Source organism: Bartonella sp. P0282 (genome assembly GCF_048452985.1).
In the GTDB taxonomy this organism is placed as follows: Bacteria; Pseudomonadota; Alphaproteobacteria; order Rhizobiales; family Rhizobiaceae; genus Bartonella; species Bartonella choladocola.
The window spans coordinates 75,585-95,534 of the sequence record NZ_WTFO01000002.1; the positions used below are offsets into that span (position 1 = coordinate 75,585).

A 19,950-nucleotide genomic window follows, 5' to 3' on the forward strand; every position below is an offset into this window, starting at 1 on the left:
TACGTCAACGCGCTACCTCATAAGTATGCCTCTTTTTCTGGAAAAAATAAGGCACAATGACCTGTGATCCACCAAAACCTGCGGATATATTTGTTCGTTGTTTACTTCTCTATTCCCCGATAAAAGACAATGGTTTTACAAGCATTGCTTTTAAAAAAAACGGTTTGCATTATTTTTTCGATTGCCCGGACTTTTTTTGCCATCTCACCTTCGTATGTTCATCAGTCGCTTTGGCTTCAACCCAGTTTTGTGGTGTCCCGTCACGAAGATGTTCTTTCTTCCAGAACGGAGCTTCGGTTTTCAAAAAATCCATAATGAAGTTCGCCGCGTCAAAGGCTTCCCGCCGGTGAGGGGAGGCGGTTACAACCAGAACAATTTGTTCCCCGACCTTGATTGTCCCGAAACGGTGGATAACCGTGACGCCTTCCAGTGACCAGCGCGTCGAGGCATCGTCAACAATCTGTTTGATGCGTTTCTCGGCCATTCCCGGATAATGTTCGATTTCGAGAGCAGAAAGACGCCCGCCTTCGCTTCGGCATAAACCGCAAAAAGCCACAATACCACCCACCGAGGCAGAGTGATTGCGGATTTTGTCGACTTCGACACCCATGTCAAAATCTTGCGGCTGGACAGAGATTTTAATTTTCATGTTTCAACCACCTGTCATCGGCGGAAAAAGTGCAATTTCATGCGAATTTCCAATGAGGCTATCGTGATCGACATGTTCTTCATCAATAGCCACGCGTATAAGCTCCGGGTTCTCCAGAGCGAAAGCATAGTTTTCCCCAAGGGTTTTGAGATAGGAGAGAAGATCATCTACCGTTTTGACATTCTGCGGTAATTCAAGAGTTTCTTCTCCGCGACCGATACGTTCGCGAACCCATGCAAAATATTGTAATTTCATGCGTATCCTTCAATCAATCACGTGTTTAAGACCGGCGCGGAAATAATCCCAGCCCGTCCATAGTGTAAGAATAGCGGCGACCCACAACATGACAAGGCCAAATTCGGTGGCATAAGGAATAACTTTGTCACCGGCAGGGCCGGCAAGCAGAAAAACAATGGAAAACATTTGCACGGTCGTTTTCCATTTTGCCAATCGCGAAACCGGAACACTGACTTTGAGTGATGCCAGATATTCACGTAATCCTGAAACCAGAATTTCGCGGCAAAGAATGATGATTGCCGCCCAAAGCGCCCAACCGGCAATTGTACCATCAGCGGCTAGCAACAGAAGGCAGGCCGAAACAAGAAGTTTGTCTGCAATCGGATCAAGCATACGACCGATATTCGAGGTCTGTTTCCAGACGCGCGCAAGATAACCGTCGAAAAAATCTGTAATAGAGGCGACCACAAATATGATAACCGCCCACCAGCGTGCTGTATCGGTCGATTGCAGACGGCCTTCCACAAAAAAGCACAAGACAACAAGCGGTACGGCAACAATGCGTGCATAGGTAAGGATGTTTGGCAACGATAAAGTATGATTTTTCATTCTGCCGTATTCAATCCTTTTAACGTCTTGAGGCTGCTTGAAAACAAAACGAACAAAGCGGCCGATCGGGTGAACTTAAAAAAGCAATCAAATATACCCTTTTTGAGAAGAGCGTACCAATTGAATCAAGTTACCTCTATTAATTAGCGATAGAATCGTCAGAAACAAGCATTATCTTTCATTAAAATGATCATGAATTTGTTGAGCTGTTGCTGCCGAGATTCCTTCAACTTTCATCAAATCTTCCACCGCCGCGCCTGCGACGGCTTTTGCAGTTCCAAAATGGCCAAGCAGGGCACGCTTGCGTGCCGGTCCGATGCCTTCCACTTCGTCGAGCGGATTCTTCATCATTTCTTTTTTACGTTTTATGCGGTGGGTGCCGATGGCAAATCTGTGTGCTTCATCGCGCAAACGCTCAAGAAAATAAAGGACAGGGTCGCGCGGTGGTAACATGAAAGGCGGGCGACCGGAAACAAAAAACCGTTCCCGTCCTGCCTCGCGATCAACACCTTTTGCAACACCGATAGCTGTAACAACATCGTCAATGCCGAGTTCTCTGAGCATCTCGTGCACAACTGTCATCTGGCCTTCGCCACCATCAATCAGAATAATATCGGGCCATGCAGGAAAACTGTCGTCATTGGCCGAAGTATCATCGGCTTGGGGTACCGGTATACCATGCTCTTTGATAAGCCTTTTGAACCGCCGGTCGATAACTTCCTTCATCATACCGAAGTCGTCACCCGGTGTAATATCGGTCGAACGGATATTGAATTTTCTATATTGATTCTTGATAAAACCTTCGCGTCCGGCAACGATCATGCCGCCCACCGCATTGGTTCCCATAATATGCGAGTTATCGTAGACTTCGATACGGCGGGGTACTTTTTCAAGTCCGAAAGTCTCTGCAACTCCTTGCAACAGTTTATCCTGTGTTGAAGTTTCAGCAAGCCGACGTCCCAAAGCTTCGCGTGCGTTGGTCAGCGCATGTTCAACCAGTGATTTTCTTTCACCCCTTTGCGGCACCGATATTGTTACTTTGCGCTCTGCTTTTTCGGAAAGGGCTGTAGCAAGCAATTCTTCTTCCTCGACATGGTCGGAAAGCAGAATAAGCTTCGGTACCGGCTTGTCGTCATAAAATTGGGCAAGAAAAGCGCCGAGCACTTCGGGAGCAGAAATTGAAGGGTCGGCTTTCGGAAAATAGGAACGGTTTCCCCAGTTCTGTCCGGTTCTGAAGAAGAACACCTGAATGCAGGTCATGCCGCCCTGTTGGGCGATCGCGAAAACATCTGCTTCGTCGACAGTTTGCGGGTTGATTTCCTGATGTCCCTGAATATGGGACAGGGCAGACAAACGGTCGCGATAGACCGCGGCTCTTTCAAAGTCGAGTTTATCGGCAGCTTCCCGCATGATTTTTGCCATATTGTCTTGAATAGCCTGACTTTTTCCCGAAAGAAACGCTTCCGCCTCGTCGACAAGTTTCATGTAATCGGCGTCACTGATTTCGTGAGTACAAGGAGCCGAACATCTTTTAATCTGATAGAGCAGGCAGGGTCTCGTGCGTGATTCCATAACTGCGTCGGTGCATGTTCTGAGCAAAAACGCTCTTTGCATAGCATTGATTGTTCGCGTTACAGCACCGGCAGACGCAAAGGGACCAAAATAATCGCCTTTGCGAGAGCGTGCACCACGGTGTTTATAGATAGCAGGAGCGCGTGTGTCGCGCGTAATGATAATATAGGGAAAGCTTTTATCATCGCGCAGCAGAACATTAAAACGCGGGCGCAACCGCTTGATGAGATTGGCTTCCAGAAGAAGGGCTTCGGTTTCTGTACTGGTAACCACAAATTCCATATAATGGGTGGCTCTTATCATGCGCGCGATGCGGTTGTTGTGTCCGTGTCCACGCGCATAATTCGACACACGTTTTTTCAGATTCCGCGCTTTGCCGACATAAAGGACGTTTCCATCCTTGTCGAACATCCGGTATACTCCGGGCTTGTTCGGCAGATTTTTGACAAATTCCTGAATGAGCGGTGCACCGGTGAGCTTCAGATCATCATTTTTGAAACCACCCTTATCCCAGATAATATCGGGGCCGTCGGAGCGCGAATGTTGATCTTCACCTGATTTCGCTTCCTGATTTTTAGCGGCATCAGTGTTTTGTTCGGTCAGGGAGTTCATAATTATTCATTTCGTCCTGCAATATCGGGCGTTTGCCACATTAAATGTTGCCCGCCATCCAATGCAATCATTTGTCCGGTTATTGATGTTTGACACCAAAAATAACGTATTGTTGCACCAAATTCGGCCAAGTCAGGCCCGTGTTCCAGCAAAACAGAATGCGCTTGTCTTACAAAATCGTCTTCATCCTGTCTCGAACTTTTAAGCGTCGGTCCCGGACCGATAGCGTTGACCCGAACACGCGGTGCAAGTGCTTGAGCCAGAGTTCTCGTCAATGTCCATAAGGTCGACTTGGATAATGTGTATGACAAAAAGTTGGGGTTAAGCTTCAATACCCTTTGGTCAATAATATTGACGATCAAACCTTTGAGGTTTTCCGGTAATAAAACAAACATACGGTCGGCCAATAGAGCGGGCGTTTTTACATGTATAGCAAAATGGTTATCCCAAACATTCATATCAAGTGCGCCGATACCATCATCGAGAAATAGCGAAGCATTGTTGACAAGAATTTCAACCGGTCCCATTTTTTCCGTTACTGTTTCGACAAGACCTCTGCCATGGGTTTTCAAAAGATCGGATTGAAAAGATAAAGCTTTGGCTCCGGAAGCTTCCAATTTATGCAGAAGTGCATCGGCCTCCTGCCGTGCTTCATTGTAATGAATCGCGAGATCAAAACCGTTTGCAGCCAGATCAAGCGCCATTGCGGCGCCTAAACGTTTGGCACCGCCTGTAATCAGAACAACAGGACGCCTCTTTTCCATTTAATCAAACAGTTTCCATTGACAATTTTGTGTAATATCCAGGCTCGCAACAAGTTTGGAACATTACAATCCAAAATGGCGATATTTTTCGGTGAAATCAAGGCTTGTAAAATCACAAAACAAATCACCCATGCGGTGAAGCAAAAAACGTGCGCTTTTATGTGTTATCATCGGTTCATAGATGAAGGCTCTATTTGTAACACTAAACTTACCGGATTCTGACGGACTAATTCATCAGATATGAAAAGCGGTGATATTGCCCGATAACATTGCGATTTTGAATTTATGAATGCGCGTATATTAGTGAGAAAAATATCTGGCAGTGAACCACAGTCACTCAAGCGCCCGTTTGTCGGAAATTGATTTTCGTCACTGGAGTTTTCCACCAAACGCAATATTTTTTAAACAAGCTCCACAAAATCATTGTCAGGCAGAACTAGGGTTCAATGTGCGGGATGTTGGTGATACCGGCTTTTCAACCTCGCCGGATATATGAATTTGTCTGTTCAACTTTTATCTTGTCTATTCGGGAAAAAATAACACGCCCTATATCATAGCAGATCTCGTTGTAAAACCTTCAACACGAGAGAGATATTCATGACCACAGTCGGAATAAACCACTCAAGCTTTGGCTCGCAAGCCCCGATATTCCGCTTTCGGGACGACATTTTAAAATGTGCGATCGCAGCCAACAAGCAGATGATCGGAAATAGCAATGCGTGCTGCTGATAATCTGTTCAGGACACTTGTAAAATGCTGCCCGCCCGAAATGATTTCATCGCCAGAGATCGGAAGGATTCTTGATCGGGAGAATGGTATGCGCAACTTTGCCGAGAACTGGCATTTCAGATCGAAGTCCTCAGAACGTGTTATGAAACTTGTATAATCACAAGACGGGAACGGAGAAGAGAGGCAGCGCGTGTCCGGCTTTTATTATTTGACTGCCCGACAGTTACCGTCCTGAATTCGCCATTTGTCGAAACCTTCAACGCAGAATTCGACATTGTAGCCACTTACACCTGTGAAGCCCTGACCATATTCCACCATATAATAAAGCGGATAGCTTGACCCGTCATTCATAATGGCTGTCGCACGGCAAAATTGGCGGGGAATATTGAGCTTTGTAGCCGGATTTTCGCCACGGCCCATTGTTATATCTGTAACATGTTCGATATGAACGGGCGGCAGACCCGGAACGTTACGCACCTCATGACGGAATTTGTAACCGACTTCCCAAAGAATGCGTTTATAACCACACACGCCCGCATCGTTGACTGAAGAGGCTTGCGAACGGGGAGCAAGCGATGTTGCCAAGTCGGCTGCTGTTGCAGAATTCACGTAGGCGTAGAAGCCAAGCCCGAAAACCGAGAGAGACAAAACTTTGCGAAAACTTGCATTAAAGAACGATGACTTGTGCATGATTATTCCACGTTGACCATTTATTCCTGCAATATGTTTCATTGTCGCTATTCCGTCAAGTTCAAACAGCTTCACCATTTATCCATTCGTTGATTAATTGTGCATGTTTGTCTGCTCCAAGGCGAGCAAGCAAAAATGGTTTAAGCTCGTCCATTTCATGGGGCAGTACATAGGGCGGATTAACAATAATCATACCACACCCGTCAAGTCCGGGCATTTCGGAGCGTTGTTTAATTCTAATCTCCAGTCGCAAGATTTTCGGGATCGAAGTGCTTCTCAACTCGTTCATAAACCAATTGAGTTCATTGTAATGTTTGACAGGATACCAAAGTGCGTAGATTCCGCCGGGAAACCGTTTATACGCCTTTTCAAGACCTTCGATAAGCCGCTCGAATTCGTCGTTTTTTTCAAATGGCGGGTCAACAACGATAAGTCCGCGCTTTTCCTTTGGCGGCACGTGGGCACCAAGGGCAAGATATCCGTCGAGATGGATGACGCGGGTCTGATAATCACCGGCAAAATTATTCGCCAATTTTTTATAATCGGCTTCATGAAGCTCTATCGCAGTTAGCCGGTCCTGTTTTCTCAACAGTTTTCGCTCGATATAAGGTGAACCGGGATAACGGCCGAATTTTTTGCTTTTATCATTAAGCTCGTTGACGACATCAAGCCAGGGCTTGATGAGTAATGCAACATCCGGAGCCACAGCTTGATCGAGAATGCGGCCGATGCCATCAATCCATTCACCGGTTTTTTGTGCCTCATCCGAAGCAAGATCATAAATGCCGATGCCTGCATGTGTATCAATCACACGGAACGCATGGTCTTTCTTTTTAAGATATTCGATGATGCGGGCGATAATGATATGTTTGAACACATCGGCAAAATTGCCTGCATGATAAATATGGCGATAATTCATTGTTTTGTTCTAACCGTTCCTCACATTAGCCGAGGCCGATTTTATGCGGCAGAACGACAGCGCGGGTTCCCACCGGTACGCGGCTATAAAGGTCGATAATATCCTGATTGAGGAAACGTATACAGCCCGAGGATACCCGCTTGCCGATTGACCAGGGTTCGACTGTTCCGTGTAAACGGAAAAGTGTATCTGTACCACCTCTATAAAGATAAAGAGCGCGGGCACCCAGCGGATTTCCGGGGCCGCCTTTCATGCCATCCGACAGATGGCCGTATCTTTGCGGCTGCTTTTGCATCATGCTTGCAGTCGGGTGCCATGTTGGCCACACCGCTTTGCGGCCGATTGTTGCTTCTCCCTGAAAATCGGCCGCGGCCGACCGCGCAACACCGACGCCGTAACGCATGGCGCGTCCTTCGGAAAGCACAAAATAACAAAAGAAGTTGGTTGGATCGACAACAATAGTTCCCGGCTTATAGGGCATATGGAATGCAACTTCCTGACGCAGATATTCCGGATTGATCCGCCTTGTATCAACAGCATTCACCGGAAAACCGTTATCGGTAGTGGCGGCATACATGGATGCGTATTTTTCGTTTAACGGGTATTCGCCGTAACTGACCTTCTTCTTTTGCGTAACCTTCGGTTTTGCCTTGTGCCGCCTTATAACATAGGTCGTTGTCGTTACCGGCTCGCCGGTATCAATAGGAACCATTTTGGGTAAAGGGTGGCGAAAAGTACAACCGGCGAGAAAAAGCGGTGCTGAAAGAAGGAAAAAGCGTCTGTTCATTTTAAAGATCTCGATAGCCCCGACAAACCGTACGACTGTAGGTCGATTTTGGTCTGCCATGATTGGAAAAAGCAAATATCCTTCGATAAGGTTTGACGAGCAGATAAAAGAAAATAGATATCGACTCTTCTCTGCAAATCAATTTTTGTGCGGGAAGCTTTTAACACAAAATTAACGTGATTTGATAGAGCCTATAAAATCTGATTTTTTTAATTTCATATAATTTTGTTGTTTTTATAGATTTGCTTTTTGTTGTTTTGTCGAGCGGGAAGTATGCGGGATGTCGGGCTTGATGGTGTCACTTGTGCTTTTGGCGGCATTGATGCATGCGCTATGGAGCATTCTTCTGAAGTTAACCGGTGAGGCAAAAGCCAATATTACGGTTTTCATGGCCGGCTCTTCTCTTCTTGCACTTGCAGGAATTCCTTTCCAATCCTTACCGTCACTTGCGAGCCTGCCGTTTTTGCTGGTTTCTGTCTTTGTGCAGATCATATATATGATGCTTGTCGGGGTCATTTATCAAAAAGGCGATGTCAGCCAATCCTATCCGGTCATGCGTGGTGTCGCACCGCTTCTCGTTGCGATAGTCAGCGGGCCGGTTCTCGGTGAACAACTGTCTTTGGTGGCGTGGTGCGGCGTTATTCTTATCTCGTCGGGAGTGCTGACTTTGGCTTTTGAAGCAGTAAGACGCAGCGATAGGATTGAACCTTCTATCATTCCGCTTTCTTTGCTGACGGCTGCTTTTATAGCTCTGTATTCTCTCCTTGACGGGATCGGTATCAGATTATCAGGGGCGCCCGTTTCTTATATCTTGTGGTTATTTTTTTGGATCGGCGGGGCGAAAGTCGTATATGACCTAGCAAAACGCAAGAAACGTCAGCATTTTTTGTCCAGCTTCAGAAAATATTGGTTTATCGGGCTTATTGGCGGTTTTTTGTCGCTCGGATCCTATGGCCTTGCATTGTGGGCAATGACAAAGTTACCGGTGGCACTTGTGGCCGCCGTGCGTGAAAGCGCAATCGTTTTTGCTGTTATTCTGTCGTATTTTGTATTGCGTGAACGTGTCAGCTTTTTGCGCTTTGTCGCCTCACTGATAATTGTTCTTGGCGTTATTGCTGTGCGACTAGCCTGAAAATAGTAAAATTGGTAAATAAATCCGTCTTTACTGATTTGAGTCGGAATTGCCATGAGCAACGTAGAAATTGGCCATACAGCCTGTCCCCACGACTGTCCTTCAACTTGTGCACTTGATGTGGAATTGTTGTCTCCGACAAAAATAGGCAGAATTCGGGGGGCAAAGGAAAATAGTTATACGGCAGGTGTTATCTGTGCAAAAGTCGCCCGTTATAGCGAGCGTGTACACAATCCCGAACGATTGTTGAAGCCGCTTGTCAGAAAAGGTTCCAAAGGCGAGGGCAATTGGCAAGAAGTCTCATGGTCTGATGCACTCGACCTCATAGCCGAACGCTTCCAAAAGGCAGAGAGCAAATATGATTCAACCACGATATGGCCTTATTTCTTTGCCGGAACCATGGGATTGGTGCAGCGCGATTCAATCAATCGTTTGCGCCACGCTGGAAAATATTCGGGGCAATTTTCGACATTTTGTACCAATACCGCGGCAACCGGCTATTTTGCCGGCACCGGCCGAATAGCCGGTGTCGACCCGCGCGAAATGGAAAAATCCGATCTTGTGGTGATCTGGGGGACCAATGCGGCAAGTACGCAGGTCAATGTGATGACCCATGTCACCAAAGCGCGTAAAGACCACCATGCGCGCATTGTTGCAATTGATGTTTTCGAGAGTGCGACCGTCCGTCAGGCCGATCTCGGCCTGATTGTAAGGCCGGGAACCGATGCTGCTTTGGCCTGTGCCGTCATGCATATATTGTTTCGGGATGGTTTTGCCGATTGGAACTATCTGGAACGCTATAGCGATGATCCGCATGGGTTCGAGCGCCACTTGAAAACAAAAACGCCACAATGGGCAGCCGAAATTACCGGCCTGTCTGTTGAAGAGATCGAAACCTTTGCCCATTGGGTCGGTACAACCAAACGCACGTTCTTCCGGCTCGGATATGGTTTTACCAGACAACGTAACGGCGCGGTTGCAATGCACGCAGCGCTTTCTGTGCCCGCTGTTACGGGGGCGTGGCAATATGAAGGTGGCGGTGCATTTTTTTCCAATGCGTCGATATTTGCCCTTAACAAGAATGAAGTTGAAGGAACGGCTTTCTTTGACCCGAAAATCCGTTCGCTGGATCAATCGAAAATCGGCAGAATCCTGCTTGGCGATCAAGAAACGCTTTACGGTGGCCCGCCTGTAACTGTGTTGTTTATCCAGAACACCAATCCGGCAAATGTTGCACCCGAACAAAGGTTGATCCGCAAAGGCTTGGCACGCGAAGACCTTTTTACAGTGGTTCATGAGCAATTTATGACAGATACAGCAAAAATGGCCGATGTCGTGCTGCCTGCAACAATGTTTCTCGAACATGATGATATTTATCGGGCAGGTGGCCAACAGCACATTCTCTTGGGGCCGAAATTGATTGAACCGCCGCTCGGACCGAAACCCAATCTTTATGTTATAAACGAATTGGCAAAGCGACTCGGTTTCGGTCATATGGCGGGATTTGACAAGACAGCCATTGAACTTATCGATAATATGCTAAGAGCGTCACACCGCGGCACTTATGACGAACTTAAGAAAAAGCGCTGGCTTGACGTTCAGCCGCCTTTTGAACGGGCACATTTCCTGAACGGTTTTGCATGGCCTGACAAAAAATTCCGTTTCAAGGCCCGATGGACGGGTTATAAAGCTCCGGATACTCCCCCTGACACAATGGGCTATCAAGGACCTTATGATGAAATGCCGGATTTTCCCGACCAGTGGGATGTTATCGAAAAAGCCGATGAAGAACATCCGTTCAAGCTTGTTACCTCGCCTGCACATAATTTTCTGAATTCGACATTTTCGGAATCGCCGACATCTTTATTGAAAGAAATTCGCCCGACGCTCATGATGCATCCCGACGATGCGGCAATTTATGAAATTGCGGATGGCGATCTTGTCGAGATAGGCAATCACCGTGGCAGTGTGGCTCTGCATGCGAAATTGTTTGACGGCCTGAAAAGGCGGGTTGTTATCTCGCAAGGATTGTTTGCCAATTCCAGTTTTGTTCGGGGCGAAGGGATAAATGTTTTGACCGGAGCAGATTCACCGGCTCCCAATGGCGGGCTTGCCGTTCACGACATAAAAGTGTGGCTGAAAAAACTGGAAAATTCCGAAAAAACGCGACATTAGTAAAATGAACTGTATTTACCCGAAGATCTTATAAAACAAATATAAGAAAATATGGAAAGGCGCCGGGGACGGCGAGACAAGTAAAAGATGCAAAAAATGAAAGCTATGATTGTTGGTGTGTCCGGCCTTTCACTGACAAATGACGAAAAGGATTTTATCGCTGAAAACCGGCCTTGGGCTTTCATTCTTTTTGCAAGAAATATCGGCTCGGCCGACGAAATCAAACAATTGACTGCATCGCTTCGCTCGGCTTGCGGTCGCGATGATGCTTTTATTTTTATCGATCAGGAAGGTGGACGTGTTCAACGGTTGCGTGCACCTCTTGCACCCGATTATCCAACGGCAGCGACTTTGGGTGAACTCTATAAAAAGGATAAAGCCAAAGGGGTGCGCGCAAGCTTTATCATGTCACGTCTTCACGCATTCGATTTGCAGCGATTGGGAATAAATGCAGATTGTCTGCCGGTTCTCGATGTTCCGATTGCAGGTGCGGACAATATTATTGGGAACCGTGCTTATGGCAACGATTGTGAAACTGTGATAGCTTTGGGACGTGCAGCAGCCGAAGGCTTGAAAGCAGGCGGTGTTTTGCCGGTCATGAAGCATATTCCGGGTCACGGTCGTGCATTATGTGATACCCATAAAAGCCTTGCACGTGTCGATGCTCCGTTAGAGACTTTGCGGCTTACCGATTTTGCTCCGTTCGAGGCATTATCCGATCTGCCGGTGGCAATGACTGCGCATGTTGTTTATGAAAGTGTCGATCCGGAAAAACCGGCGACTTTGTCGAAAAAGATAGTGGGTAGCATTATCCGCAACGAGATCGACTTTGACGGCTTGTTGATGACAGATGACTTGTCGATGAAGGCACTTTCAGGCGATCTGGGCGATTTGGCAAAAGAGGCTTTTGCCGCGGGATGTGATTTGGTTTTGCACTGCAATGGCGAGAAAGAGGAAATGGAGAAAATTGCTGCTGCAACACCTTGGCTTGAAGGCAAATCGGCTGCGCGTGCGCAAGCGGCGACGAATTGGGTTTCCCAGCCTGACAATGCCGATGAAAAGGCCTTGCGGGAAGAATTTCACAGTCTCTTGATGTTCAAATAACGGATATAAGATTTGGCACCAAACGATAAAAAATCGCCGTCGAGCGGGAGAAAGAACACCGGACATCCTGCCCAGAGGGCAATGGAACCGATTTGGGAACAGGAAGAAGAACATGGCGTCAGTGAACCGACACTGGTGATCGATGTTCAGGGGTTTGAAGGTCCGCTTGATTTATTGTTACAATTGGCACGTAACCAGAAAGTCGATTTGGCACATATATCAATTGTCGAACTTGTGCAGCAATATCTTGATTTTGTTAAAACAGCGCATGAATTGAGACTGGATCTTGCAGCCGATTATCTGGTGATGGCGGCCTGGCTTGCTTACCTTAAATCCCGCCTTCTGGTTCCACAGAGATCGGATGATGAAGGTGAAAGTGGCGAAGAGCTTGCCGGATTGTTGCAATTCCGTTTGCAACGGCTTGAAGCCATGCGCGAAGCGGCAGGCCAACTTGTAAACCGTAACCGTTTGGGACGTGATGTTTTCAAGCGCGCCAATCCGGAAATGGTCGTTGTGGAAAAAAAGCACCTCTATGATGTATCGCTTTATGATCTGTTGATGGCTTATGCCGGTTTGCGCCAAAGGCAGGCAGTGAAGCGCGTCGAAGTGGGAAAGCGGGAGGTCTGGTCGCTAAAGGCCGCGCGTGCAATATTGGTGCGGTTGATGGGCGAAGCAAAGGACTGGCAGGCTTTGGACAAATTCCTTTTTGCCTTTATTCCGACAGCGCAGGAACGTCGCACCGCTTTAGCGAGCACTTTTGCGGCAAGCCTTGAAATGGTGAGAGAAAAACAGCTTGATATTCGTCAGGCAGCACCATTTGCTCCGATTTATCTTCGGGCGCACAAAAAAACGGAAGGCGAGCAAAAAACGGTGAACGGCGATCGGGCAGAGCAGGGAACCAAGTGAAATGGCTGAACAAAACACAGCAGAAAAAAACCAGAATGGCGAACTTGACATTACGCCCGAACTTGTCCGCATGGCTGAAGCGATTGTTTTCGCGTCGAGCGAGCTGGTAACCGACCGCGCTTTGGAAGAGCGGCTCCCTAAGGGCGCAAATATTGCTGCCATTATGGATGTGCTTACACAGGATTACAAAAAACGCGGTGTCAATCTCGTCAAAGTAGGTAATGCCTATGCTTTCCGTACAGCACCCGATCTTGCTTTTCTTCTGAACAGACAAGAAGAACGTCCGAGGAAGCTTTCTCGTGCCGCTTTGGAAGTGCTGGCAATTATTGCCTATCACCAACCGATAACACGTGCGGAACTAGAAGACGTTAGAGGCGTTGAAACATCGAAAGGTACGTTGGATGTATTGATGGAAGCAGGTTGGGTGAAAATTCGTGGAAGGAGGCGCGTTCCGGGGCGACCCGTCACTTACGGAACGACCCTTGCTTTTCTCGATGAATTCAGCCTGCCGGAAATTTCCGATTTACCGGGGATGGAAGAGCTGAAAGGTGCAGGTCTTCTATCGTCAAGATTACCGGCAAGTTTCCGTATGCCATCACCAACCGCCGATCCTGATATTCTGACCGATGAAGAAGAACCGCTTGAAGATGTCAATTTGGAACAATTAGGACTTTTAAGTCCACTTGATCGGGAAGAAAAATCTTAAAATCACCTTGTTTGGGAATAAAAAATGTAAATACACGTGGTTGTGTTTAAAAGACTTGAAAAAAGTGTCTAAAAGTACACATTAAGACAGTTCCAGCATTGAAGAGAGTACATAATGGGAAATTTCTTTTCACCTGTTCACCTCATAGTGATCCTACTCATCATTCTTGTCCTATTCGGTCGTGGTAAAATTTCTGAATTCATGGGCGATTTTGCCAAAGGTATCAAGAGTTTCAAAAAAGGTCTAAAAGAAGACGACGAGGTTGAAACTCAGCAACCGGCAGAGCGGCCGGAAATCAAAACTATTGATGTTCAACCGGAAGAGACAGTTCAACCGGCCAAACGTGTAGCGAGTACACGTAAACCGGCGGCAGCGAAAACCGCATCCCGTTCAACCAAATCGAAAGCTAAAACAACGCAACGTAAAACGACGAAATCGTAAAGTTTTCTTGTTGACGGAGCTTTTCTTGAGAAAGCCTTTCTTATGGGAAAGGGTCTTTGAATAATGTTCGGAATTGATGGACCGGAATTTATTGTCATCCTTATCGTGCTGATTGTTGTGGTCGGCCCGAAAGACTTGCCGAAAATGTTGAAAGCGATCGGCAAGGCGACGGCGCGTATGCGCTCGACAGCCAACGAGTTCCGGCGTCAATTTGATGAGGCGATGCGTGAAGCCGAACTCGATGATTTGCAAAAAACACTTTCGGATGTGAAAGATCTTGATCCACGCAAAAAACTCACAGAAATATTCGATCCTATCCGTGACGTAGCAAAAGACGTCAAAGCAAGCATAGATGTTCAAGAGAATGATGATGGCACATCCAAATCGGGTGCGTCTTCAACGGAAGATGCTGGCGAAGAAAAACCGGTTAATGCAAAAAATGGCGCGCCTCAAGGGCAAATAACGGGAAGTTCTGCCACAAGTTCGGTAAGAATTGTCGATGACAAAAAATTCCAGTCGGCCGAAGTTCCAATGGCATCGGCCGGTGGCGACACTGTAGCGAGAGCGGAAAATGCGTCGCCGCAAAGCTCGGATGAAGCTGAAAAAACAAAACAACCGGCCAGAAAAGCAACAAAAGAAAAGATAGCGGCGAAAAATAATTCTTCTACCAAGTCGAAAGCTGCGACTAAGACCAATAGAGCCACTTCTTCAAAACAGTCCGCGTCAAAAAAAGGTGTTAAAACTCGGGTGGCAGACGCTCCTTCACGCAAACAGAAGAGTGTAAAAGGGGCGGTTTCTGAAACGAAAAAGAAAACCACTATCGGTGTTTGAATAAAATAGGAAAAATCATCGTGCATGAGGATGAAGACGAAGTCGAAGCGAGTTCGGCGCCGCTACTGGATCATTTGATCGAGTTGCGACAGCGCATTATTGTGTCTTTAATCGCGTTTGCCATTGCGTTCATCATCTGCTTTTTCGTCAAGGATTATATACTGAACTTTTTGTTATGGCCTTACCAATGGGCAATGAAAATTTCGGGTGGCAATCCTGATAGTATCCGGCTGCAATCGACACAGGTCTGGGAAACATTTCTGACAAAAATGAAGCTTGCAGCTTTTGGCGGTGTCATTTTGTCATTTCCTTATCTTGCGTTCCAATTATACAGCTTTATCGCACCGGGGCTCTATCGCAATGAGAGGCGGGCTTTTTTGCCGTTTCTCATCAGTGCACCAATTTTATTTCTTTTGGGTGGGGCATTCGTCTATTGTGTGCTCGCGCCCATGATGTTGTGGTTTTCGCTTTCACAGCAATTGTTGCCTGATTCTCATTTGAAAGTTGAATTTATTGCACGTATTTCCGATTATCTGAGCTTCATGCAGTCTTTCATTCTTATATTCGGGCTTATCTTCCAGCTTCCTCTTGTTACCAGCCTGTTGACAAAAGCCGGGCTTATTACGTCGAAAATGCTGGTTTCCAAACGGAAATGGGCAATTCTGATTGCTGTTGTTGTTGCGGCAATGGTGACACCTTCCGATTTCTTTACAATGTTTGGCGTCGCACTTCCTACAATTTTGCTTTATGAAGTTTCTATAATTGTTTCACGCTGGATCGAAAAGAAAGAAGCAAAAGAAAAGAACAAGGCTTCCTGATTAGTCCATTGTGGTTTAAGAACAGAAATAGAATTCAAAAATTTTATACAGGAATATCTTGATGCTTGATATCAAATGGATTCGCGAAAATCCGCAAAAACTCGACGAAGCTTTGGCAAAACGCAATGCCGAACCACAGGCAGAGAAATTGATAGCGCTTGATCTTGAACGGCGTAACCACGTTTCACATGTGCAGGTTGCCCAGGAAAGACGTAACGCCGCATCCAAAGAAATTGCGCAGGCTATGGCTTCCGGTGATACGGAACGGGCCGAAGCTTTGAAGTCGGAAGTGGCGGAACTCAAAACATTCCTTTCAACAGCAGAGACAAAAGGGAAAGATCTGACAGCAGCCCTTGATGATGCCCTTTCGCGTATTCCCAATATTCCGCTTGACGATGTTCCCGTAGGGCGCGACGAAAAGGATAATGTGGAACGCTATAAGGTGGGAACACCACCATCTTTCCCGTTCGAGCCGAAACAGCATTTTGAAATCGGTGAAAAACTTGGTCAAATGGATTTTGATCGTGCAGTCAAACTTTCCGGCGCGCGTTTCACAGTCTTGTCGGGACAACTCGCCCGTCTTGAAAGGGCACTCGGCCAATTCATGATTGATGTCCACACTCTGGAACATGGCTATCGTGAAGTTTCAGTTCCGGTTCTGGTTCGTGACAGCGCACTTTTCGGTACTGCCCAACTGCCAAAATTTGCCGAAGACCTGTTCGAGACAACCGACGGCCGTTGGCTTATCCCTACAGCAGAAGTGCCTCTGACAAATCTCGTTGCAGGCGATATTCTGGATGCAAAAAAGCTTCCAATTCGTGTCACTGCGTTAACACCATGCTTCCGTTCGGAAGCCGGTGCTGCCGGTCGTGACACACGCGGAATGCTGCGCCAACACCAGTTCTGGAAAGTCGAAATGGTGTCTATTACCGACGAAGACAGCTCGTTGGATGAATTGGAACGCATGACCGGCTGTGCCGAAGACATTTTAAAACGGCTGGGGCTTCCATTCCGCACAATTACTTTGTGTACAGGCGATATGGGATTTAGTTCCCGTAAAACATATGACCTTGAAGTGTGGTTGCCAGGGCAAAATACCTATCGCGAAATATCGAGTTGTTCTGTATGTGGCGACTTTCAGGCACGGCGCATGAACGCGCGTTACCGCAAAGAAGGCGAAAAATCGCCTCGCTTCGTTCACACTCTGAACGGTTCAGGCGTTGCGGTCGGCCGTTGTCTCATTGCAGTCATGGAAAATTATCAGCAAAAAGATGGCTCGGTGGTTATTCCGGAAGTTCTGCGCCCCTATATGGGCGGATTGGAACGGATTGAAGCTTAATTTTTTCAAGGAACTTCAATATGCGTATTTTGCTAACCAATGATGATGGTATCCATGCGGAAGGGTTGAAAGTTCTCGAACAGATAGCCCGTAAACTTTCTGATGATGTCTGGGTTGTTGCTCCGGAAGAAGATCAAAGTGGTGTATCGCATTCTTTGACAATTTCCGATCCTTTGCGTTTGCGTCAGATTGATGAAAAACATTATGCTTTGAAGGGTACGCCGACCGATTGTGTCATTATGGCCGTCAAGCATATTATGCCGGAAGCACCAGATCTTGTACTTTCGGGTGTTAATGCCGGCGGCAATTTGGCTGACGATGTGAGCTATTCGGGCACTGTTTCGGGTGCAGTAGAGGGGATGATGCGGGAATCCGCTCGATTGCCCTTTCGCAAGAATTTTTGCATGAAACGAACCGCGACAATATACCTTGGAATACAGTATTGTCTCTTGCGCCCGATATTTTGAAAAAGCTCGTAAAAATTCCGCTTCCTGAAGGTGTTCTTTTGAATGTGAATTTCCCTGCTTGTGAAGCTCGCGAAGTTACCGGTTTGTCCGTTGCTCCGCTCGGTCATCGCGGGCACAAGATTCTGATTGACAAGCGTGCAGACGGCCGCGGCTTGCCCTATTACTGGATGTATTTCAGCAGGGGAAAGGGCGAGAACAAAGAAAAGACAGATATTGATGTCCTGCAAGACAAGGCCATTTCTGTCACACCTATGAAACTTGACCTGACAGCCCATGATTTTCTTCACTCATTGGAAAAAGCACTTGGGAGTGCGTGACGAATGGAAGCTGCTTCGCCTTTGTCAGAGCGGGAGGAAGTGATAAATCTTGTCCTCAAAATGCGGGGCAGGGGGCTTGATGATATGGCCTTGTTTGCAGCTCTGGAGCGAACATCGAGACGCGGCTTTGTATCGGCACCATTTATTGAAAGTGCTTATGAGAACAAAGTCATTCCGATTGAATGCGGTGAATATATCGAACGGCTTGAAGAACAATTATATATTATCTCGGCTTTGGCATTGGAAAAGAAACACCGTGTGCTGGAAATCGGAACCGGTTCGGGTTTTACCGCAGCATTATTGGCGAGACTTGCCGGTCGTGTTACAACGGTCGAACGCTATAAAACTTTGTGCGACATTGCTCGCCAAAGATTTCATGCACTTGAAATAGATAACATCGTTTTACGGCAAATGGACGGTAGCCGTGCATTGTCGGGTTCAGGCCCCTATGACAGGATTCTGGTTTGGCCTTCGCGAAATAGAGAACCTCAAGAATTTCTGGATTTGTTGGCAGCAAACGGAATTCTGATAGAAGCAATCGGACCGGACGAGGGCGAACAGATGGTCGTGAGGTATCGCAAAACCGGTAGCCGGTTCGAGCGGATGGATATGTTTCGTGTGCGCTATCAACCTTTTATTGAAGGGATCGCGGCAATTTTATAAACCGCATCAAAAAACGCGAACGGGTTGAAAATAATGGCACCGTAAAGTCGGGCGGTTTTGTCGGAAGTTAATGGACAAACCCCGTTTTTTGTCAAATGCATGAAAATGATATATATTTTGTAACGGTTAAAAACCTGTCGGGAACCGTAAGCCAAGCTTTTATCGGCAATAATTTTTTTTAACCTTAACAGAAATTTTAACCGTCAAGTAACATTAACACGATTTAATGCGCTTAGTTGAGTATCGGGTAAATGGACAAAAAACATGCGTTTGACAATAATGAGTAAAGCTTCGCACCGCTATCTTCAAACAGCGGCATTGTTCATCCTAGCTGGTTTTGCCACGGGATGCAGTTCCGGTACCCAACGTTTTACGGATAGTTTTTACACTGGCGCAACCGCCAATCAACAACAGGCGATCAATAAACAGGCCGGTTATCAGCAAATGCCGCAAACGACGGGTTCTATTCAAAGTAGCGAACTACCGCCGGTTGCAGGCCAACCGTCCTATCAAGCCGCCCAGTCGCAATCGCAACCAACCTATAGCGCGTCAGCTTCCCAACCCACCCAGGTAGCATCTGCAGGTCAGGTCATGGGCACACCGCCGCATAACCTTGGAGAAATGCCTTCATCTTCATCGTCCGGTTCGTCGACAACAGCGAAGAAAAATGGCAGCTATATCGTTCAGAGTGGTGACACTCTTTATAGTGTTTCCCGCAAAACCGGCGTGAGCGTCGAATCACTCAAAAGCGCAAACGGCTTGAGCAATGGAGCTATACGGGTCGGCCAATCATTAATTGTTCCGGGTGGTCATAACACCGAAGTGGCTTCGGCAAACACAAAAACAGCGACACCGGCCGCTCTTCCTGAAACAAAACAGACAACGCCCGCAAAAACAGCCGCTGCAACCCCGCAGACACCCGCTCCGGCAGCAACCGAGCCGGCAAAGACTGCACAAAATGAAACGGCAAAACCGGCAGCAGAACCGGCGGTTGCCAAAAGCAGCGATACAACAATCAATCAGGCTGAAAATGTAGCCGTTGTCGCACCGCAAGCAACGGGCATTTCAAAAATGCGTTGGCCGGCACAGGGGCGCATTCTGTCAAGCTTCGGTCAGAAAGATGGCTCCAGTACGAATGACGGTATTGATATTATGGCGCCGGAAGGTTCATCGGTTAAGGCAGCAGAAAACGGCGTTGTTATTTATGCCGGTGACGGCCTGAAAGAATTCGGCAATACAGTGCTTATCCGCCACGAGAATAATATTGTGACTGTTTACGGACATAACAGCAAGATTCTGGTTCAAAGAGGCCAAAAAGTTCGCCGTGGTGATGAAATCGCAAAATCGGGTATGTCGGGCAATGCATCGACACCGCGTGTCCACTTTGAAGTGCGCAAGAACTCAAGTCCTGTTAACCCGATCAAATATCTGGAAAACTGACAAAACCATCAATGAAAAAATTCTATAAATGAAGTTACTTAAA

20 protein-coding genes and 1 pseudogene are annotated in these 19,950 nt (G+C 47.0%); 13 read left to right on the forward strand and 8 right to left on the reverse strand.

All coding sequences use genetic code 11. From position 1 onward, the window contains the following. Window positions 1-169: 169 nt before the first annotated feature. From GQS64_RS05685 to GQS64_RS05705, 5 genes are all read right to left on the reverse strand, one after another. Window positions 170-649: a molybdenum cofactor biosynthesis protein MoaE gene (locus GQS64_RS05685; protein WP_198230950.1), complete on the reverse strand. Its 480-nt coding sequence runs from the start codon at window positions 647-649 to the stop codon at window positions 170-172. Between the two features lie 3 nt (window positions 650-652). Further along, window positions 653-904 carry a molybdopterin converting factor subunit 1 gene (gene moaD / locus GQS64_RS05690; protein WP_077991757.1) on the reverse strand — a complete coding sequence of 84 codons (252 nt, stop codon included), beginning with the start codon at window positions 902-904 and terminating at the stop codon, window positions 653-655. Window positions 905-913: 9 nt separating this feature from the next. Next, complete coding sequence (gene pgsA, locus GQS64_RS05695; protein WP_077991759.1) at window positions 914-1,495, reverse strand: CDP-diacylglycerol--glycerol-3-phosphate 3-phosphatidyltransferase; 582 nt, start codon at window positions 1,493-1,495, stop codon at window positions 914-916. A gap of 171 nt (window positions 1,496-1,666) precedes the next feature. Continuing rightward, window positions 1,667-3,679, reverse strand: a complete 2,013-nt coding sequence (gene uvrC / locus GQS64_RS05700) for an excinuclease ABC subunit UvrC (protein ID WP_198230951.1) — start codon at window positions 3,677-3,679, stop codon at window positions 1,667-1,669. Window positions 3,680-3,681: 2 nt separating this feature from the next. Next, on the reverse strand, window positions 3,682-4,443 hold the full coding sequence (locus GQS64_RS05705; RefSeq protein ID WP_198230952.1) for an SDR family oxidoreductase: 762 nt from the start codon (window positions 4,441-4,443) through the stop codon (window positions 3,682-3,684). 715 nt (window positions 4,444-5,158) lie between these two features. On the opposite strand from GQS64_RS05705, the gene GQS64_RS05710 reads away from it, so the two are divergent. Beyond that, entirely contained in the window at window positions 5,159-5,329 is a 171-nt protein-coding gene (locus GQS64_RS05710) for a hypothetical protein (RefSeq protein WP_198230953.1), read from the forward strand. A 47-nt stretch (window positions 5,330-5,376) separates the two neighbouring features. Here GQS64_RS05710 and GQS64_RS05715 read toward each other — a convergent pair whose 3' ends face one another. Genes GQS64_RS05715 through GQS64_RS05725 form a run of 3 tightly spaced genes read right to left on the reverse strand, consistent with a single transcriptional unit; the run spans window position 5,377 to window position 7,568 of the window. Further along, window positions 5,377-5,904, reverse strand: a complete 528-nt coding sequence (locus GQS64_RS05715; RefSeq protein WP_198230954.1) for a hypothetical protein — start codon at window positions 5,902-5,904, stop codon at window positions 5,377-5,379. A gap of 19 nt (window positions 5,905-5,923) precedes the next feature. Next, window positions 5,924-6,781, reverse strand: a complete 858-nt coding sequence (locus GQS64_RS05720) for a 23S rRNA (adenine(2030)-N(6))-methyltransferase RlmJ (RefSeq protein WP_198230955.1) — start codon at window positions 6,779-6,781, stop codon at window positions 5,924-5,926. Between the two features lie 25 nt (window positions 6,782-6,806). Beyond that, a complete protein-coding gene (locus tag GQS64_RS05725) occupies window positions 6,807-7,568 on the reverse strand; it encodes a L,D-transpeptidase (protein WP_225868150.1) in 762 nt (253 codons plus the stop codon). A 280-nt stretch (window positions 7,569-7,848) separates the two neighbouring features. Here GQS64_RS05725 and GQS64_RS05730 point away from each other — a divergent pair, with 280 nt between their 5' ends. The 12 genes and pseudogenes from GQS64_RS05730 to GQS64_RS05785 all read left to right on the forward strand — a co-directional run bounded on the left by GQS64_RS05730 (window position 7,849) and on the right by GQS64_RS05785 (window position 19,907). Next, window positions 7,849-8,700: a DMT family transporter gene (locus GQS64_RS05730; protein WP_198230956.1), complete on the forward strand. Its 852-nt coding sequence runs from the start codon at window positions 7,849-7,851 to the stop codon at window positions 8,698-8,700. A 54-nt stretch (window positions 8,701-8,754) separates the two neighbouring features. Further along, window positions 8,755-10,875 (forward strand): molybdopterin oxidoreductase family protein, encoded by a 2,121-nt coding sequence (locus tag GQS64_RS05735; RefSeq protein ID WP_198230957.1) that lies wholly within the window; start codon window positions 8,755-8,757, stop codon window positions 10,873-10,875. An 87-nt stretch (window positions 10,876-10,962) separates the two neighbouring features. Next, complete coding sequence (nagZ, locus tag GQS64_RS05740) at window positions 10,963-11,979, forward strand: beta-N-acetylhexosaminidase (protein WP_198230958.1); 1,017 nt, start codon at window positions 10,963-10,965, stop codon at window positions 11,977-11,979. Between the two features lie 81 nt (window positions 11,980-12,060). Beyond that, window positions 12,061-12,885, forward strand: coding sequence for a segregation and condensation protein A (locus GQS64_RS05745; RefSeq protein ID WP_077994504.1), 825 nt, complete (start codon window positions 12,061-12,063; stop codon window positions 12,883-12,885). 1 nt (window position 12,886) lies between these two features. Then, a complete protein-coding gene (gene scpB, locus GQS64_RS05750) occupies window positions 12,887-13,591 on the forward strand; it encodes an SMC-Scp complex subunit ScpB (protein ID WP_198230959.1) in 705 nt (234 codons plus the stop codon). 114 nt (window positions 13,592-13,705) lie between these two features. Beyond that, window positions 13,706-14,032, forward strand: coding sequence for a twin-arginine translocase TatA/TatE family subunit (locus tag GQS64_RS05755; RefSeq protein WP_198230960.1), 327 nt, complete (start codon window positions 13,706-13,708; stop codon window positions 14,030-14,032). A gap of 63 nt (window positions 14,033-14,095) precedes the next feature. Further along, window positions 14,096-14,863 (forward strand): Sec-independent protein translocase protein TatB, encoded by a 768-nt coding sequence (gene tatB / locus GQS64_RS05760; protein ID WP_246798514.1) that lies wholly within the window; start codon window positions 14,096-14,098, stop codon window positions 14,861-14,863. Between the two features lie 20 nt (window positions 14,864-14,883). Beyond that, the gene (tatC, locus tag GQS64_RS05765; protein ID WP_077991784.1) at window positions 14,884-15,681 is read left to right on the forward strand and encodes a twin-arginine translocase subunit TatC; all 798 of its coding nucleotides are present in this window, start codon (window positions 14,884-14,886) and stop codon (window positions 15,679-15,681) included. Between the two features lie 61 nt (window positions 15,682-15,742). After that, window positions 15,743-17,020: a serine--tRNA ligase gene (serS, locus tag GQS64_RS05770; RefSeq protein ID WP_077991786.1), complete on the forward strand. Its 1,278-nt coding sequence runs from the start codon at window positions 15,743-15,745 to the stop codon at window positions 17,018-17,020. A gap of 20 nt (window positions 17,021-17,040) precedes the next feature. Beyond that, window positions 17,041-17,804, forward strand: a pseudogene (gene surE, locus GQS64_RS05775) (5'/3'-nucleotidase SurE). A gap of 3 nt (window positions 17,805-17,807) precedes the next feature. After that, the gene (locus GQS64_RS05780) at window positions 17,808-18,467 is read left to right on the forward strand and encodes a protein-L-isoaspartate(D-aspartate) O-methyltransferase (protein WP_198230961.1); all 660 of its coding nucleotides are present in this window, start codon (window positions 17,808-17,810) and stop codon (window positions 18,465-18,467) included. Window positions 18,468-18,746: 279 nt separating this feature from the next. Then, window positions 18,747-19,907 (forward strand): peptidoglycan DD-metalloendopeptidase family protein, encoded by a 1,161-nt coding sequence (locus tag GQS64_RS05785; RefSeq protein ID WP_246798515.1) that lies wholly within the window; start codon window positions 18,747-18,749, stop codon window positions 19,905-19,907. Window positions 19,908-19,950 lie beyond the last annotated feature (43 nt).

Excerpts from the sequence above, each read along its gene's own strand:
- GQS64_RS05685 (WP_198230950.1), bottom strand. The coding sequence starts at position 649 with ATGAAAATTAAAATCTCTGTCCAGCCGCAAGATTTTGACATGGGTGTC.
- moaD (WP_077991757.1), bottom strand. The coding sequence starts at position 904 with ATGAAATTACAATATTTTGCATGGGTTCGCGAACGTATCGGTCGCGGA.
- pgsA (WP_077991759.1), bottom strand. The coding sequence starts at position 1,495 with ATGAAAAATCATACTTTATCGTTGCCAAACATCCTTACCTATGCACGC.
- uvrC (WP_198230951.1), bottom strand. The coding sequence starts at position 3,679 with ATGAACTCCCTGACCGAACAAAACACTGATGCCGCTAAAAATCAGGAA.
- GQS64_RS05705 (WP_198230952.1), bottom strand. The coding sequence starts at position 4,443 with ATGGAAAAGAGGCGTCCTGTTGTTCTGATTACAGGCGGTGCCAAACGT.
- GQS64_RS05710 (WP_198230953.1), top strand. The coding sequence starts at position 5,159 with ATGCGTGCTGCTGATAATCTGTTCAGGACACTTGTAAAATGCTGCCCG.
- GQS64_RS05715 (WP_198230954.1), bottom strand. The coding sequence starts at position 5,904 with ATGAAACATATTGCAGGAATAAATGGTCAACGTGGAATAATCATGCAC.
- GQS64_RS05720 (WP_198230955.1), bottom strand. The coding sequence starts at position 6,781 with ATGAATTATCGCCATATTTATCATGCAGGCAATTTTGCCGATGTGTTC.
- GQS64_RS05725 (WP_225868150.1), bottom strand. The coding sequence starts at position 7,568 with ATGAACAGACGCTTTTTCCTTCTTTCAGCACCGCTTTTTCTCGCCGGT.
- GQS64_RS05730 (WP_198230956.1), top strand. The coding sequence starts at position 7,849 with ATGTCGGGCTTGATGGTGTCACTTGTGCTTTTGGCGGCATTGATGCAT.
- GQS64_RS05735 (WP_198230957.1), top strand. The coding sequence starts at position 8,755 with ATGAGCAACGTAGAAATTGGCCATACAGCCTGTCCCCACGACTGTCCT.
- nagZ (WP_198230958.1), top strand. The coding sequence starts at position 10,963 with ATGCAAAAAATGAAAGCTATGATTGTTGGTGTGTCCGGCCTTTCACTG.
- GQS64_RS05745 (WP_077994504.1), top strand. The coding sequence starts at position 12,061 with ATGGAACCGATTTGGGAACAGGAAGAAGAACATGGCGTCAGTGAACCG.
- scpB (WP_198230959.1), top strand. The coding sequence starts at position 12,887 with ATGGCTGAACAAAACACAGCAGAAAAAAACCAGAATGGCGAACTTGAC.
- GQS64_RS05755 (WP_198230960.1), top strand. The coding sequence starts at position 13,706 with ATGGGAAATTTCTTTTCACCTGTTCACCTCATAGTGATCCTACTCATC.
- tatB (WP_246798514.1), top strand. The coding sequence starts at position 14,096 with ATGTTCGGAATTGATGGACCGGAATTTATTGTCATCCTTATCGTGCTG.
- serS (WP_077991786.1), top strand. The coding sequence starts at position 15,743 with ATGCTTGATATCAAATGGATTCGCGAAAATCCGCAAAAACTCGACGAA.
- GQS64_RS05780 (WP_198230961.1), top strand. The coding sequence starts at position 17,808 with ATGGAAGCTGCTTCGCCTTTGTCAGAGCGGGAGGAAGTGATAAATCTT.
- GQS64_RS05785 (WP_246798515.1), top strand. The coding sequence starts at position 18,747 with ATGAGTAAAGCTTCGCACCGCTATCTTCAAACAGCGGCATTGTTCATC.